Origin of the sequence: Streptomyces sp. NPDC056144 (genome assembly GCF_042264145.1) — a bacterium.
Classification (GTDB): Bacteria; Actinomycetota; Actinomycetes; order Streptomycetales; family Streptomycetaceae; genus Streptomyces.
Window position 1 is genome coordinate 154,705 of sequence record NZ_JBHJVF010000005.1, and the last position, 14,468, is coordinate 169,172.

Consider the following 14,468-nt stretch of genomic DNA (forward strand, 5'->3'; position numbering starts at 1 on the left):
GACTGAGAGCAGTTCGTCCCGGCGCGAGCCACGCGCCGCCGGCGCCATTGGAGGCATCCGTGCCGCATGTCCTGGTCCTCAACGCGTCGTACGAGCCGCTCGGCGTCGTACCGCTCCGCCGCGCACTCGTCCTCGTTCTGGAGAACAAGGCTCTCTGCATCGAGGAATCCGGCGCCTTCCTGCACAGCGAGACCCAAGTCGTCCCCGCGCCCAGCGTGGTGCGACTGAAGCGCTTCGTGCGGGTCCCCTACCGGGGGCCCGTTCCCTTGACCCGCAGAGCCCTCTTCGCCCGAGACGGCGGGCGCTGCGCCTACTGCGGGGCCGTCGCGACCAGCGTCGACCACGTCGTCCCGCGCAGCCGCGGGGGTACGCACGCCTGGGACAACGTGGTGGCGGCCTGCCGCCGCTGCAACCACGTCAAGGCGGACCGGCACCTGCGCGAGATCGGCTGGCGGCTGCGGCACCAACCGGCCCCGCCGACCGGCCTGGCCTGGCGGATCATCGGGACCGGACACCGGGACCCCCGCTGGCTGCCCTACCTCCAGCCGTACGGTGCCGAGGACGTGATGGCCCGGATCGACTCCGTCGCGGACGCCCCTGTGGGGGCGCTGACGACGGGTTGAGCCGGGCCTTTCGCGTACCCGGAGGGTCTGGCGAGGTCTCGGGAGGTACGGAGCCGGGCGTCCCTCAGGGGGTGCCCGGCTTCTCCGGCGCGCTCGTCTCCGGCGCGCTCGTCTTCGGCGCGCCCGCCTCGGGCACTCGCTTCTCCGGTGCCACCGCGTACGTCTCCACCGACCAGAGCGAGTAGCCGAACCGCGTCGCCCGCGCCTCCCCCTGCACCCGCAGGAAGCGCGTGTCCGCCGCGTCCATGCGGACCGACTCGCGGCCGCCCCGCCCGTCCGCGACGGTCGCCGCCGTGCGCCAGACGCGGCCGTCGGCCGAGACCTGGACGCGGTAGCGGGAGGCGTACGCGTCCTGCCAGTGCAGCACCACCTGGCCTATCCGCGCGGGCTCGGCCAGCTCCATCTGCCACCAGGCCCCGTCCTCCGCGGGCGAGGACCACCGGGTCGCCGGGTCCCCGTCCACGGCCGAGGCGGCGGGGAAGTCCGCCGTCTCGTCGCCCGAGGAGGAGGCCGTCGCCCCGAGCGCGAGGTCGGGACCGGCGGTCCGGGGGAAGGCCCGCACGGTCAGGACCCGCTCCTCGCCCGCGAAGGAGACCGGAACGCGGTACGAGCCCGTCGGCACGGCCGCGCCCACCGAGACCTCCAGCGGGACGGCCGTCCGCGCGCCGCGCGCGACGACGGCCTGCTTCGGGAGCCGGACCGCGATCCCCTTCGGGGGCTTCGCCGTCAGCGGCCCGCGCACCTCGCCCGCCCGCAGGCCCGTCAGCTCGACGTCCACCCGCTGGGCGGGCCCGCCGATCTCCGCGTCCGTCTCCGTCCGGGCCAGGCCGACCCCGGCGCGCGGCCCGTCCGCGAACCACGGCACCAGGGAACGCACCTCGGGGGCGGGTCCGTCGCCGCTCCACACGACCCGCAGCGCGTCCGCGCGCAGGCCCTTCGGCGCGGTCGTCTGCGTCCAGCCGGAGGCCGACAGGGGGCCGAGCGGCCGCCAGCCCTCCCCGGGGACGTACGCCTCCACGCGCGCGGGTGTCGCCGGGCCCCGCCCGCCGTTCCCGTCGCCCGGCTCGGTCATCACGGTCAGGGCCTCCACCGACCGCGTCCGGTCGAGGCGGACGGTGTACGAGTCGGGGGCGCGGTCCGTGCGGCTCGGCGGGGTCCTGTCGGCGCCGGTCCACGCCGCGGACTCGGTCACCGCGCGCGTGAGGAACGGGTCGAGGACCCCGGCGCCGACCGTCACCGGGCTCGCCTCCAGCTCCTTCCGGAGGTCCTCCAGGCGCAGTTGCGCCCGCCAGGCCGCCGCGCCGTCGCCGCGCGCCTGGGCGGTCAGCATGTCGACCGCCGTCTCGCCGGCGAGGCCGTACCGGGAGAGCTGGTCGAGCCAGGGGCCGGTCTCGTCGTCGAGCGTGCCGCCCGCGGTTCCGGAGAGCCGCCCGGGGGCCTCGCGCATCACCGTGAACGCCGCCCGCAGCTCCCGCGCCGCCCTGTCCCGTACCGCCGCGTCGCGGGCGGCGCGGGAGGACCAGAAGGCGGCCATGAGCGGCTTCAGGTAGGCCGACTCGCCCTTCGGGTCGAGGATCGAGGAGGCGTCGTTCGCCGCGAGCGCCCACAGTGCCTCGCGGGCGGCCGGGTCGGGCCCCGCGAGGTCGTCGACGGCGGCCCGCCAGGACTCCTGGGGGCGGTAGCCCTTCGGGTTCCAGGCGTAGTCGGCGGCGGTGAAGAGCGGCACGCGGGAGGCGGCGGGCTGTTCCATGGCGTGGGCGAGGAAGGCGGCGGAACCGGCGGCCACCGCCGGGTCGCGGCCGGTGGAGGGGCCGAGGAAGAGCCGGTCCTGCGCGTAGTCGTTGACGGGGTAGTTGTCCATGGTGACCAGCGGCCGCCGGCCCAGGGCCTCGCGCGCCCCGGCCAGTTCGCCGCCGGTGATCGTGCGCGGGACGGCCCCGACGCCCGTCCAGGCCACCCGCACGTCGGAGTCGAGCGCCTCGGCGAGCTTGGCGCGGTAGTCGGTGGCGCCGTCCTGGTAGTACTCCGTCGGCAGCACCGTCAGCGGCTCGGCGTCCGGGTGCGCCTCGGCCAGCCGGCGGGAGACGGCGTTCGTCACGCGCGCGTGTGCGGTGGCCGCCGCCTCCGGGCCGCTGCCGAAGGTGTCGGCGTCCTTGTCGCAGTGCCACTCGTCGTACGAGGCGTCCTGGAACTGGAGCTGGAAGGCGCGCACGCCGAGCTCCCACATCGCGTCCAGCTTCCGGGCCAGCGCGGCCACGTCCTTGTCCGAGGCCAGGCACATGGACTGGGCGGGCGCCACGGCCCAGCCGAGCGTCACGTGGTTGGCGGCGGCCCGCGCGGCGAGCGCCCGGAACTCCTCCCGCTGCGCGGCCGGGTAGGGATCGCGCCACTGCGCCTGCCGGTACGGGTCGTCGCCGGGCGCGTACAGGTAGCGGTTCTGCTTGGTGCGGCCCAGGAAGTCGACCTGCGCGAGCCGCTGCTCGTGGGTCCAGGGGCTGCCGTAGAAGCCCTCCACGAGGCCGCGCTCGGCCGTGCCGGGCCAGTCGCGGACGACGACGCCGGGGACCTCGCGGCCGTCGCCGACGAGCTGACGCAGGGTCTGGACGGCGTGGAAGAGGCCGTCCTCGCCGACGCCGTCCAGGACGACCGTGTCACGGTCCTGGAATCGGCCCGTCACGAGCCGGTAGCCACCGCGCGGGAGATCGGCCCGCCCGGGCACCCCGAGGGCCGTCAGCGCCTCCTCGGCGGCCTCGCCGTGCGGCCCGGCCGCCCGGATCACCGGACCCGCGCCGGGAAGCCCCTCGTGGACGGTCCGCACCCCGGCGGCCGCGAGCAGCCCGCGGAGCGCGTCCAGGGCGTACGGGTCGGTGTCCTCGTCCGTGACCAGCGTGACCTCGTCCCCGAGGCGTACGGAGGGACCGCGCCCGGCCGCCGACTGCGGGCGCGGCCAGACGGCGGGCGGGGGAGCGGAGGAGGCCTCGGGCGCCGGCGCGCGCGTGGTGGCCGGCGGAGTCGACGCGCGCGTGGCGGCCGGTGTCGTCCGGGTGGCCGCCGGGGGAGTCGACGCGCGCGTGGCCGCCGGTGTCACCCGGGAGGCCGCCGCTGCGTCGGCGGCGGGCGGGACCGGCGAGGCGTGCACCGCGCCCGGGGCCGCGCCGCCGAGGAGTCCGCCGATGACGGCCGCGGCGACCGCCGTCGCCGTCCGCTTCCTGCGCCCGAGGTGCACGGGAACTCCCTTCGGCCGGACGGCGGCCCGATCGGCCACGATGCCGGTCGGTCACGAGTGGGTCACGACCCCACCACCCGTCGCACGGGGGTGTCAATGCGGGTGGTCGATCTGTCGGCTTTGCCCGGCGCGCCGTCACGGAGATGACGTCACTTCGCCACGCTCCGCCGGTGGGAAAGCGGGGTGGGGTGGGTAGGGCTAAGGCGCCGTCAGTTCCCGCTCCGGAAGACCACCGGGAGACCCCCGTGACCGCGACCTCCGCCCACCACCTCGGACGGATACCGATCCCCCGTCAGCAGGCCCGCGCCGACGCGCCCCTGACCAGCGAGCCGCCGCTGCCCGACGCGGCCCCCCTGACCAGCGAGCCGCCCCTGACCGGGGCGGCCCCGCTCACCAGCGAACCCACCGCCCGCGGCAGCGCGGAGCCCCCTGGAGTGTGAAGTGACCCTGGCCCGTCTCGCCGCCCGTCACGGCGTCGCCACCGAGTACAGCCCCAGCGCGGGCGTCACCGTCGTCGTGCCGGAGACCGCCGTGGTGGCCGTCCTCGGCGCCCTGGGCGTCGACGCGACGACCCCCGAGGCGGTCGCCGCCGCCCTGGAGGAGGCGGAACGGGCCGGGCGTGAGCGCCTGTTGCCGCCCACCCTCGTCGTGCGGGCCGGGGAAGGGCCGGTGCGGCCCCCGGCCGGCCTCCCGCCCGGTACGCGGCTCCGCGTCACCACCGAGGAGGGAGAGACGCTCACCGGGGAGGCCCTCACCGGTGAGGCCCTCGCAGGGGAGCCCCTCACCGGGGGCACCCTCGGCGGCGAGGCCGCGAGCGACTGGTCCCGGCTGCCCCTCGGCGTCCACACCGTCGAGGCGCAGGCCCCCGACGGGCGTTCCGCCACCGCCACCCTCGTCGTGAGCCCCGCGCGCGTGCCGGCCCCCGACCGCCGCACGTACGGGCTGCTCGTCCAGCTCTACTCGCTGCTCTCCACCCGCTCCTGGGGCATGGGCGACCTCGGCGACCTCCGCGAGCTCGCCGCCTGGGCGGGCCGCACGCACGGCGCCGGGTTCGTCCAGGTGAACCCGCTGCACGCGGGCGTGCCCGGCGCGCCGAGCGACCCGTCCCCGTACCGCCCCTCCTCGCGCCGCTTCCCCGACCCGGTCCACCTGCGGATCGAGGCGATCCCCGAGTACGCGTACGCGTGCACCGGCGGTTTCGGGGGGACGGACTCCGGCCCGCGCGAGGAGCTCGACCGGATCCTCGCCGACGCCGCCGAACTGCGCGAGCAGGTGCTCGCGAAGGGCGCCCTGATCGACCGGGACGCCGTCTGGGAGCTCAAGCGACGGGCCCTCGAACTCGTCGTCGGGGGAGTGGAGCTGAGCCCCGGGCGCCGCGCCGACTACCACGCCTTCCTCGCCGAGCGGGGCCGCGCCCTGGAGGACCACGCCACCTACCAGGCGCTCGCCGAGCGCCACGGGCCCCACTGGCGGAGCTGGCCCGAGGAGCTGCGCGCCCCGCGCTCGGCGGAGGCGGTCGTGCGCTCCGACGACGAGCTCGCCGCCCGTGTCGACTTCCACTGCCGGCTCGCCTGGCTGACGGACCGGCAGCTCGCCGAGGCCGCCGACGCGGCTCGCGAGGCGGGGATGGCGGTCGGGATCGTCCACGACCTGGCGGTCGGCGTCCACCCGGAGGGCTCGGACGCCTGGGCCCAGCAGGAGGCCCTCGCGGCCGGCATGTCGGTCGGCGCCCCGCCCGACGCGTTCAACGCCCGCGGCCAGGACTGGGGCCTTCCGCCCTGGCGCCCCGATGCCCTGGCCGCCTCGGGCTATGCCCCGTACCGCGGTCTCCTGCGCGAGATCCTGCGCCACGCGGGCGCGTTGCGCATCGACCACGTGATGGGCCTGTTCCGGCTCTGGTGGGTGCCGGAGGGGCAGGCGCCGACGGAGGGGACGTACGTCCGGTACGACGCCGAGGCGATGCTCGCCGTCCTGGCCCTGGAGGCGCACCGCGCGGGGGCCCTCGTCATCGGCGAGGACCTCGGCACGGTCGAGCCGGGCGTACGGGAGGAGCTCGCCGCCCGGGGGGTGTTCGGGACCTCCGTGCTCTGGTTCGAGCGGGACTGGGCGGGCGACGGGCGCCCGGTGCCGGCCGACGCCTGGCGCGCGGAGTGCCTGGCCACCGCCACCACCCACGACCTGCCGTCCACGGCCGCCCGGCTCTCCGGCGAGCACGTCACCCTGCGGCACCGGCTCGGGCTGCTCGACGGCGACCTGGAGCGCGAGCGCGCGGCGGACGCGGCCGGCACCGCCGAGTGGCTGGGGCTCTTCGAGCGGCTCGGGCTGCTCCCGGAGGGCCCGGGGACTCCGGGAACGCCGGGGGCACCGGGGTCCCCGGGGGCCGAGGAGGCCGAGATCAAGGCCGTCCACCGCTTCCTGCTCGCCACCCCCGCGCGGATGGTGGGGGTGTGGCTGCCGGACACGGTGGGGGACCGCAGACCCCAGAACCTGCCGGGCACCTGGGACGAGTACCCCAACTGGCGGCTGCCGCTCGCGGGGCCCGACGGGCAGCCGCTCACCCTGGAGCGGCTGGCCGCATCGCCCCGCGCGCACGCGCTCCTGCGGGAGCTGCACGCCCGTACGGCACCCCCGGGCGCGCGGCTCGTTTAGGTGTTCGCTACTTTGGAGCGGTGGACAAGAAGAACGCCCTGCGCGCCGGTGCTCTCGCGGCCGGTACGACGCTGATGATGCTGCTCATGTCGTCCCCCGCGCTCGCGCTCACCCGCGACGACGGTGACGACCCGGCCCCCAAGCTGGAGGTCATCGAGACCCTCGGCCTGTTCGTGGTCGCCCCGCTGGTGCTGTTCCTGGTCATCGCGGGCCTGGTGATGGTGCTCGACAAGTCCAAGAAGGCGTAACCGCCTCTCCTGATCCTTCCCGTCGAGGGCGCCGCACGGTACGAGGTACCGCGCGGCGCCCTCGCGTGCGTTCAGGCACCGCGACGACCGCTCACGAGGTCGTCGCGAGCAACTTCCGGAGCAGGCCCGTCAGCTGCTCCGCCTCCGCCTCCGTGAGGGCCGCCTCAAGGGCCGCCCGCTGCTGGGCGAGACCGGCCTCGACGGCCCGGTCCACCAGCTCCCTGCCGTGCTCGCTGAGGGTCACGCGCAGCCCGCGCCGGTCGTTCGGGTCGGGGCTGCGGGTGAGCAGCCCGGCCTTCTCCAGCTTGTCGAGCCGGCCGGTCATCCCGCCGGTGGTGATCATCAGCGTGGCGGTCAGCTCGCGCGGCGAGAGCGTGTACGGCTCTCCGGACCTGCGCAGCGTCGCGAGCACGTCGAACTCCCCGAGCGCCATGCCGTAGGGCGCGTACGCCTTGTCCACCCTGCCGCGCATGGCGTTGGCGAGCCGGTAGATCCGCCCGAAGACGGCCATCGGCACGGTGTCCAGGTCGGGGCGGACGGCCGCCCACTGGTCGGCGATGGCGTCGACGGCGTCGTGCGCGGGGCCGGGGTTCTGCGTGGTCATGGGTGCAGTGTTCCCCTCCCTTCGCCTCGATGGCAAGAAAGCCACTTGCAAGTAAGTAGCTTAGTGCTAAGTTAATTACCGCCAAGCCGATCCGGCGGTCCGCAGCCACCGGAACTCCGTGTCAGGGGGAACCACCATGTCCCGCAAGGCCGCCGTCGTCGCCCTCACCGCCCTCGCCCCCGTCTCCTGGGGCACCACCTACTTCGTCACCACGGAGTTCCTGCCGCCCGACCGGCCCCTCTTCACCGGCCTCATGCGGGCCCTGCCCGCCGGGCTCCTGCTCCTGGCGCTCACCCGCAAGCTCCCGCGGGGGGCCTGGTGGGGGAAGTCCCTCGTCCTCGGCGCGCTCAACATCGGCGCCTTCTTCCCGCTGCTCTTCCTCGCCGCGTACCGCCTCCCCGGCGGCGTCGCCGCCGTCGTCGGCTCCGTCGGCCCGCTCTTCGTCGTCGGCCTCGCCGCCCTCTTCCTCGGCGACAGGCCCACCGCGAGGTCCCTGGTCACCGCCGTCGCCGCCGCCTTCGGCGTCAGCCTCGTCGTCCTCAAGGCCGGAGCCGCGCTCGACCTCGTCGGGGTCGTCGCCGGACTGCTCTCCGCGCTCTCCATGTCGGCCGGCGTCGTCCTCACCAAGCGCTGGGGCCGCCCCGAGGGCGTCGGCGCCCTCGCGCTCACCGGCTGGCAGCTCACCGCCGGCGGCCTGGTCATCCTCCCGATCGCCTTCCTCGTCGAAGGCGCCCCGCCGGCCCTCAGCGGCACCAACCTGGCCGGTTACGCCTACCTCGCCTTCGGCAACACCGCGATCTCGTACTTCCTCTGGTTCCGCGGCATCGAGCGCCTCAATGCCTCCTCGGTGACCCTCCTCGGCCCGCTCTCGCCGATCACCGCCGCCATCGTCGGCTGGGCGGCCCTCGGCCAGGCGCTCGGCCCGGTGCAGGTCGTCGGCATGGTCATCGCGTTCGGCGCGACGCTCGTCGGCCAGCTGGGACCGCGCAAGGCCCCCGAGCCCGCCGCCGCCAAGCCCACCACCGCCAAGCCTGCCGAACCGTTCGCTCCGACTGAAGGGAAGGGCGTGGAAGCGTCGACCGGCCCGAAGACCCTGGCGGCCCGCAGGTAGATTGCGCCCCATGACCGAGTGGGACATCAAGAAGCTCCAGATCCTCCGGGGCCTCCGTGATCGCGGCACCGTCACCGCGACCGCGGAGGCTCTGCGCATGACCCCCTCGGCCGTCTCCCAGCAGCTCACCAACCTCTCGAAACAGCTGGGCGTCCGGCTCCTGGAGGCCCAGGGCCGCCGCGTCCGGCTCACCGACGCCGCCCACCTGGTCCTGCGGCACGCCGAGGCGGTCTTCGCACAACTGGAGCGCGCCGACGCCGAACTCGACGGATATCTGCGGGGCGAGGCGGGCCGGCTGCGCGTCGCCGCCTTCTCGACCGCCGTGCCCGCCCTCGTCGTCCCCGCCGTGCGGCAGCTGCGCACCGCCCACCCCGGGCTCGACATCCGGATCCGCGAGGCCGAGGCGGCGGAGGCGTACGAGCTCCTCGGCGCCGGCGAGGTGGACCTGGCGCTCTCGCTCGCCGCCCACGCGCCCTCCGCGCGCGACCCCAAGTTCAGCCGTACGCCCCTGCTCGCCGACCCGCTCGACGTCGCCCTCCCGGTCGGCCACCGTCTTGCCGACGCGCCCGGTCTGCGGCTCGCCGACCTCGCCGCCGAGCCCTGGATCTTCGGCGGCTCGGGGCCCTGGTCCGAGATCACCACCGCAGCCTGCGAGGCCGCCGGCTTCGTCCCCGAGCAGGCCCACAGCGCCTCCGGGTGGTCCGCGATCCTCGCCATGGTCGAGGCGGGGATGGGTGTCGCGCTCGTCCCCCGCATGGCCTCCGCCGACCGCGGGACCGGCACCGGGGCCGGGGTCGTCATGCGGGTCCTCTCCGCCGACCAGCCGCGCCGTCACGTGGTCGCGGCCGTACGGAGCGGGGCGGAGGAGGGTCCGGCGGTGGCCCGGGTGCTCGCCGCGCTCCGGCAGGCGGCGGCGGCACGCGAAACCGTTCAGTAGAACTGAACGGCATCGTCGAAAACATTCGATGGACCGCAAGGGTTCGTCCCCCGCAGAGTGGAGGACATGACGACGACCTTCGAAGACCAGGACCCGCACGCCAACGACGCCGCCCCCTACTCCGGCGGGGACCCGTACGCCGACTACCGCTCCGGGGACTTCCCCTTCACCGAGCTCGTCGACCTCGCCGACCGCCGCCTCGGCGCCGGAGTCGTCGCCGCCAACGACGAGTTCTTCGCCGAGCGCGAGAACCTCCTCGTCCGTGAGCGCGCCGTCTTCGACCCGGAGCACTTCGGCCACAAGGGCAAGATCATGGACGGCTGGGAGACCCGCCGCCGCCGGGGCGCCGACGCCGACCACGTCTTCCCCGCGCCCGACGACCACGACTGGGCGATCGTCCGCCTCGGCGCCCCCGGCGTCATCCGCGGGATCGTCGTCGACACCGCCCACTTCCGCGGCAACTACCCGCAGAAGGTCAGCGTCCAGGCCACCGCCGTCGAGGGCTCGCCCAGCCCCGCCGAACTCCTCGACGCGAAGTGGGAGGAGCTCGTCCCGCCCACCCCCGTGCGCGGCCACGCCGCCAACGGCTTCGCGATCGACGCCGAGCGACGCTTCACCCATCTGCGCCTCTGCCAGCACCCGGACGGCGGCATCGCCCGTCTCCGCGTCCACGGCGAGGTCGTGCCCGACCCCGAGTGGCTGGAGCTCCTCGGGACCGTCGACCTGATCTCCGTACTCAACGGCGGGTCGTACGAGGACGCCTCGGACCGCTTCTACTCCTCGCCGACGCAGATCATCCTGCCCGGCACCTCCCGCAAGATGGACGACGGCTGGGAGAACCGCCGCCGCCGCGTGCGCGACACGAACGACTGGGTCCGCTTCCGGCTCCCCGCCCAGGGCGCGGTCCGCGCGGTCGAGATCGACACCGCCTACCTCAAGGGGAACTCGGCGGGGTGGATCGCCCTCCAGGGCCGCAACGGCGACACGGGGGAGTGGTTCGAGATCATCCCGCGCACCCGGCTCCAGCCCGACACCCTCCACCGCTTCCGGCTCGACGCCCAGGCGGTCGTCACCCACGTCCGCCTCGACGCCTTCCCCGACGGCGGCGTGGCCCGGATGCGGCTCCACGGCTCGTTCACCGCGGAGGGAGCGGCCGTCCTGCGCGCCCGGTACGCGGCGCTGACCGGCTGACCCGCACGGTGACATGACGATGGGGCGCCCTCCGGGGGAGGGCGCCCCATCTCCGTACCAGAAGGTGCTACTCGGCGGCCGCCGCGTCAGCCGCACGCGCCTTCAGCGCGCGCTCGACGCCCGCGCGGCACTCCGTGACCAGACGGCGCAGCGCCGGGACCGGCTGGTGCTCGGCGATCCACGCGTCGGTCGCGTCGAGGGTCTCCTGCGAGACCTGGAGCGACGGGTAGAGACCGACCACGATCTGCTGGACGATCTCGTGGCTGCGGGTCTCCGAGACGCCCTTGATCGCCGCGAAGTACTTCGCCGCGTACGGGGCGAGCAGCTCGCGCTGGTCGTACTGGACGAAGCCGCCGATGACGGCCTCCGTCACCGCGTTGGCCAGCGTGTCGTCCTCGACGACCGAGGCCCACGCCTCGGCCTTCGCGGCCTCCGTCGGACGGGCCGCGCGGGCGGTCGCCGCGTGACGCTCGCCCGCCGCCGTGCGGTCGCGCTCCAGCTCGGCGGCGATCTCCGCCTCGTCGAAGCGGCCGGTGGCCGCGAGCCGCTGGACGAACGCCCAGCGCAGCTCGGCGTCGACGGCCAGGCCCTCGACGACCACGGAGCCGTCGAGCAGCCCCGCGAGGACGTCGAGCTCCGCGTCCGTACGGGCGGTCGCCGCGAAGGCGCGCGCCCACGCCAGCTGGTGGTCGCTGCCGGCCTCGGCGGCCCGCAGCTGCTCCTGCGCGTAGGCGCCCCAGCGCGCCAGGCCCTCGGCCCGCCACTCCGGCGCCGCGTACTGCTCCAGAGCGGCCCTGACCTGGCCCTGGAGCGACTGGACGACGCCGATGTCGGTCTCCTTGGCGACACCGGAGAGCACGAGCTCCAGGTAGTCGCGGGTGGCCAGCTCGCCGTCCCGGGTCATGTCCCAGGCGGAGGCCCAGCACAGGGCGCGCGGCAGGGACTCGGCGAAGTCGCCGAGGTGCGCGGTGACGTTGGTCAGGGACACCTCGTCGAGGCGGACCTTCGCGTACGACAGGTCGTCGTCGTTGAGCAGGACGACGGCCGGGCGGGACTTGCCGGCCAGCTGCGGCACGGCGGTCAGCTCGGCGGCCTCGATGTCGAGCTCCAGGCGCTCGGTGCGGACCAGCTTGCCGGCCGCGTCGAGGTCGTAGAAGCCGATCGCGATCCGGTGCGGACGCAGGACGGCCTCGCCCTTGGCGCCGGCGGGCAGCGCGGGGGCCTCCTGGCGGACGGCGAAGGAGGTGATCGCGCCGTTCTCGTCGGTCTCGATCTCCGGGCGGAGGATGTTGATGCCGGCCGTCTCCAGCCACGCCTTCGACCAGGTCTTGAGGTCGCGCCCGGAGGTCTCCTCCAGCGCGCCGAGGAGGTCGGACAGGCGCGTGTTCCCGAAGGCGTGCGCCTGGAAGTACGCCTGCACGCCCTTGAAGAACTCGTCCTCGCCGACGTAGGCGACGAGCTGCTTGAGGACGGAGGCGCCCTTGGCGTACGTGATCCCGTCGAAGTTGACGAGCACGTCCTCCAGGTCGTTGATGTCCGCCATGATCGGGTGCGTCGACGGCAGCTGGTCCTGGCGGTAGGCCCAGGTCTTCTCCGAGTTGGCGAAGGTCGTCCAGGCGTTCGGCCAGCGGGTGCCCGGCACCGAGGCCTGGCAGGCGACCGAGGTGAAGGTCGCGAACGACTCGTTCAGCCAGAGGTCGTTCCACCACTCCATGGTGACGAGGTCGCCGAACCACATGTGGGCGAGCTCGTGCAGGATCGTCTCGGCACGCCGCTCGTACGCCGCGTCCGTCACCTTCGAGCGGAAGACGTACTGGTCGCGGATGGTGACCGCGCCCGCGTTCTCCATCGCGCCCGCGTTGAACTCCGGCACGAAGAGCTGGTCGTACTTGGCGAACGGGTAGTCGTACGCGAACTTCTCCTGGAACCAGTCGAAGCCCTGGCGGGTCACGTCGAAGATGTGGTCCGCGTCGAGGAACTCGGCGAGCGACGGGCGGCAGTAGATGCCCAGCGGGACGGTCCGGCCGTCCTTCTCGTACGAGGAGTGGACCGCGTGGTACGGGCCGACGACGAGCGCCGTGATGTACGTGGAGATCCGGGGCGTCGGCTCGAAGACCCAGATGTCGTCCTTCGGCGTCTCCGGGGTCGGCGAGTTGGAGATGACCGTCCAGCCCGTCGGCGCCTTCACGGTGAACTGGAAGGTCGCCTTCAGGTCGGGCTGCTCGAACGAGGCGAAGACCCGCCGCGCGTCCGGCACCTCGAACTGGGTGTACAGGTAGGCCTGGTCGTCGACCGGGTCGACGAAGCGGTGCAGACCCTCACCGGTGTTCGTGTACGCGCAGTCGGCGACGACCTTGAGCTCGTTGCGCCCGGCCTTCAGGTGGGGCAGGGCGATCCGGGAGTCCCGGAAGACGGCGGCGACGTCCAGCGACTTGCCGTTGAGGACGGCCTCGTGGACGGCGGGGGCGACGAGGTCGATGAAGGTCTCGGCGCCCTCCTCCGCGGAATCGAAGCGGACGGTGGTGACGGACCGGTAGGTGCCGCCCTCCTGCGCACCGGTGAGGTCCAGTTCGACCTCGTACGCGTCCACGCTCAGCAGCGCCGCCCTCTGCTGGGCCTCTTCACGGGTCAGGTTCGTACCAGGCACCCGGTCAACTCCTAGGTTTCGTGACGTTTGGCCCATCTTTCCACGGGGTGCGGGGGAGGCGCACCGTACATTTCCACGGCGCGGGCACGGCGAAGGGGTGGTACCGGATTCCGGTACCACCCCTTCGGAGAACCTCTGTCGATGAACCTCTGTCGATCAGCCCTGGAGCTCGGCCGCGACCAGCTCCGCGATCTGCACGGCGTTCAGCGCCGCGCCCTTGCGGAGGTTGTCGTTGGAGAGGAACAGCGCGAGGCCGTTCTCGACGGTCTCGTCGACGCGGATGCGGCCCACGTACGAGGCGTCCTTGCCGGCGGCCTGGAGCGGGGTCGGGATCTCGGAGAGGATCACGCCCTCGGCGTCCTTGAGGAGCTCGTAGGCGCGCTCGACGCTGATCGGGCGGTCGAAGCGGGCGTTGACCTGGAGCGAGTGGCCGGAGAAGACCGGGACGCGCACGCAGGTGCCGGAGACCTTGAGCTCCGGGATCTCCAGGATCTTGCGGGACTCGTTGCGGAGCTTCTGCTCCTCGTCGGTCTCGAAGGAGCCGTCCTCGACGATCGAGCCGGCCAGCGGGACCACGTTGAACGCGATCGGGCGCTTGTAGACGGCGGGCTCGGGGAACTCGACGGCCTCGCCGTCGAAGGCCAGCTGGTCGGCGTTCTCGGCGACGGCACAGGCCTGGGTGCGCAGCTCGGCGACACCGGCCACGCCCGAGCCGGAGACGGCCTGGTAGGTGGTGGCGATCAGCGCGGTGAGGCCGGCCTCCTGGTGGAGCGGCTTGAGGACCGGCATGGCGGCCATCGTGGTGCAGTTCGGGTTGGCGATGATGCCCTTGGGGCGGTCCTTGATCGCGTGCGGGTTGACCTCGGACACGACGAGCGGGACCTCGGGGTCGCGGCGCCAGGCGGAGGAGTTGTCGATCACGACGGCGCCCTGGGAGGCGACCTTCTCGGCGAGGGCCTTGGAGGTGGCGCCACCGGCGGAGAAGAGCACGATGTCCAGGCCGGTGTAGTCGGCGGTGGAGGCGTCCTCGACCGTGACCCCGTCGACGACGGTGCCGGCGGAGCGGGCGGACGCGAAGAGCCGCAGCTCGGTGACAGGGAAGTTCCGCTCGGCCAGGATGCTGCGCATGACTGTGCCGACCTGACCGGTGGCTCCGACGATTCCGACCTTCACGGGGACTCCTCCGTACTCCGTACGTGTGTGCAGGGTGCTGCCCGTCCATGATGCGTGCG

11 protein-coding genes are annotated in these 14,468 nt (G+C 74.1%); 7 read left to right on the plus strand and 4 right to left on the minus strand.

The window, feature by feature from the left end; translation table 11 throughout:
- The first annotated feature begins 59 nt into the window (after positions 1 to 59).
- Positions 60 to 623, plus strand: a complete 564-nt coding sequence (locus ACFC0Z_RS17415; protein WP_360801307.1) for an HNH endonuclease — start codon at positions 60 to 62, stop codon at positions 621 to 623.
- Between the two features lie 64 nt (positions 624 to 687).
- Here ACFC0Z_RS17415 and ACFC0Z_RS17420 read toward each other — a convergent pair whose 3' ends face one another.
- Positions 688 to 3,849, minus strand: coding sequence for a beta-N-acetylglucosaminidase domain-containing protein (locus tag ACFC0Z_RS17420; protein WP_376438233.1), 3,162 nt, complete (start codon positions 3,847 to 3,849; stop codon positions 688 to 690).
- A gap of 143 nt (positions 3,850 to 3,992) precedes the next feature.
- Between ACFC0Z_RS17420 and ACFC0Z_RS17425 the strand changes: the two genes are divergently transcribed.
- From ACFC0Z_RS17425 to ACFC0Z_RS17435, 3 genes are read left to right on the plus strand one after another with little or no spacing between them, the layout of a single operon-like run.
- Entirely contained in the window at positions 3,993 to 4,289 is a 297-nt protein-coding gene (locus ACFC0Z_RS17425; RefSeq protein WP_376438235.1) for a hypothetical protein, read from the plus strand.
- 1 nt (position 4,290) lies between these two features.
- Entirely contained in the window at positions 4,291 to 6,498 is a 2,208-nt protein-coding gene (gene malQ, locus ACFC0Z_RS17430) for a 4-alpha-glucanotransferase (RefSeq protein WP_376438237.1), read from the plus strand.
- A 20-nt stretch (positions 6,499 to 6,518) separates the two neighbouring features.
- Positions 6,519 to 6,746, plus strand: a complete 228-nt coding sequence (locus ACFC0Z_RS17435) for a hypothetical protein (protein ID WP_376438239.1) — start codon at positions 6,519 to 6,521, stop codon at positions 6,744 to 6,746.
- Positions 6,747 to 6,837: 91 nt separating this feature from the next.
- Here the strand turns inward: ACFC0Z_RS17435 and ACFC0Z_RS17440 are convergent, their stop codons facing one another.
- On the minus strand, positions 6,838 to 7,350 hold the full coding sequence (locus tag ACFC0Z_RS17440) for a MarR family winged helix-turn-helix transcriptional regulator (RefSeq protein WP_376438241.1): 513 nt from the start codon (positions 7,348 to 7,350) through the stop codon (positions 6,838 to 6,840).
- Between the two features lie 136 nt (positions 7,351 to 7,486).
- Here ACFC0Z_RS17440 and ACFC0Z_RS17445 point away from each other — a divergent pair, with 136 nt between their 5' ends.
- From ACFC0Z_RS17445 to alc, 3 genes are all read left to right on the plus strand, one after another.
- Positions 7,487 to 8,461 carry an EamA family transporter gene (locus ACFC0Z_RS17445; protein WP_376438243.1) on the plus strand — a complete coding sequence of 325 codons (975 nt, stop codon included), beginning with the start codon at positions 7,487 to 7,489 and terminating at the stop codon, positions 8,459 to 8,461.
- A 10-nt stretch (positions 8,462 to 8,471) separates the two neighbouring features.
- The gene (locus ACFC0Z_RS17450; protein ID WP_376438245.1) at positions 8,472 to 9,398 is read left to right on the plus strand and encodes a LysR family transcriptional regulator; all 927 of its coding nucleotides are present in this window, start codon (positions 8,472 to 8,474) and stop codon (positions 9,396 to 9,398) included.
- Between the two features lie 66 nt (positions 9,399 to 9,464).
- Positions 9,465 to 10,589: an allantoicase gene (alc, locus tag ACFC0Z_RS17455; protein ID WP_376438247.1), complete on the plus strand. Its 1,125-nt coding sequence runs from the start codon at positions 9,465 to 9,467 to the stop codon at positions 10,587 to 10,589.
- Between the two features lie 67 nt (positions 10,590 to 10,656).
- Here the strand turns inward: alc and pepN are convergent, their stop codons facing one another.
- Positions 10,657 to 13,236 (minus strand): aminopeptidase N, encoded by a 2,580-nt coding sequence (gene pepN / locus ACFC0Z_RS17460; protein ID WP_376438249.1) that lies wholly within the window; start codon positions 13,234 to 13,236, stop codon positions 10,657 to 10,659.
- Between the two features lie 156 nt (positions 13,237 to 13,392).
- Positions 13,393 to 14,409, minus strand: a complete 1,017-nt coding sequence (locus ACFC0Z_RS17465) for an aspartate-semialdehyde dehydrogenase (protein WP_376438251.1) — start codon at positions 14,407 to 14,409, stop codon at positions 13,393 to 13,395.
- Between the last annotated feature and the right edge of the window lie 59 nt (positions 14,410 to 14,468).